This window comes from Enorma shizhengliae, assembly GCF_009676995.1.
Classification (GTDB): domain Bacteria; phylum Actinomycetota; class Coriobacteriia; order Coriobacteriales; family Coriobacteriaceae; genus Enorma; species Enorma massiliensis.
The window spans coordinates 1-1283 of the sequence record NZ_VTFZ01000021.1; the positions used below are offsets into that span (position 1 = coordinate 1).

Annotated in this window: 1 protein-coding gene; it reads right to left on the reverse strand. The window is 72.4% G+C overall.

All coding sequences use genetic code 11. The features are described from left to right. Positions 1–27 precede the first annotated feature (27 nt). Positions 28–1230, reverse strand: coding sequence for an IS3 family transposase (locus GJE22_RS09895; RefSeq protein WP_144688912.1), 1203 nt, complete (start codon positions 1228–1230; stop codon positions 28–30). Positions 1231–1283 lie beyond the last annotated feature (53 nt).

Here is a 1283-nt window from a genome sequence, read left to right on the forward strand (position 1 = left end):
GGGACCGCGGACGATTTCTTGTACGTCCTACACCGCGTAGCCGAGCAGGCGGCGGTTCTCGTCCGGCGTCCTCCAGCCGAGCGACTCCGAGGCGCGCCCCGAGCGGAACCAGAGGAGCCACCGGTGCAGCTCCACCATGAAGCCGTCCCGGTCGACGCCCTCCCAGTCGCGGCCGTGGAAGAACTCCGACTTGAGGGTGCCGAAGAAGCCCTCCATGCGGGCGTTGTCGCAGCTCCGGCCCTTGCGGGACATGCTCCTGACGAGCCGGAAGCGCCGGCAGACCTCGACCCAGCCCGGCCAGCGGTAGTGGCCGCCGCGGTCGGAGTGCACCACGGGCCGCTCGCCGGGCGCGAGCGCCGCGCAGGCCGCCTCGAGCGACGAGTTCGCGAGGCGCGCGTCCGGCGAGCGCCCGATTGACCAGGCGACCGGGCGGCCGTCGAAGCAGTCGAGCACCGCCGACAGGTAGCACTTGCCGGCGTCCCCGGGCAGCCTGAACTCGGTGATGTCCGTCGCCCACAGGCGGTTGGGGGCGGGGGCGGAGAAGTCGTGCGTCCCGTCCGGGCGCAGGGGCAGGTTCGGGGGCGCGGGCGACGGCTCGCCCGCGTAGCTCGAGTAGGGCCTCCGCCTGGGCCTGCGGGCCGTGAGCCCCTCCTCGCGCATGACGCGCCGGACCACCTTCTCCGAGACCCTCACCCCGTGGGCGCGCAGCGTGGCGTGCACGGCGCGGTAGCCGCGCCGCCCGCACGACCCGAACGCCTCGCGGACGTAGGGCCTGAGCCAGGCCAGGCGGTCGCGCCCCAGCCGGGCCCGGTGGTACTCATAGGAGCTCCTCGAGATCCTCAAGAAAGCGGTGATCTCGCGGAGGGGCAGGCCTGTCGCCGCGCGCAATCTCTCGCCGAGCTCGGTCTTTCTCCCGTTCGACATCGTAGCCGGCGCGCAGCCTTCCGCTTTTAGGTCGTCCAACACCGCCCTGAGCAGCATGTTCTCGGTCATCGCGGCCTCGTACGCCGCCCTCTCGTCCTCGGTCACGGGGTCCTCCTCGGCGCCTCTCGTCGCCGCCATCGTACCACGCCGGGCGCGCGGCCGCCCCGTATACGAGTGGGGCAGCGCGCCCGCTGCCCAGCCCTTCCCGGTCCGGTGGGCTATCCCCGCGAGCTCCGAGGCCTCTCTCGTCGACATGCCGTCGTCGATCCCGAGCAGGAACAGCTCGACGGTCTCCCTGGAGTGCATGCGGACCTCCGTTCCGACGCCCGACGGGCGTCCAACTTTTTGTCCGCGGTCCC

What these genes read in the sequence shown, in the direction of transcription:
- GJE22_RS09895 (WP_144688912.1), bottom strand. Translation starts at nt 1,230, where the DNA reads ATGCACTCCAGGGAGACCGTCGAGCTGTTCCTGCTCGGGATCGACGAC.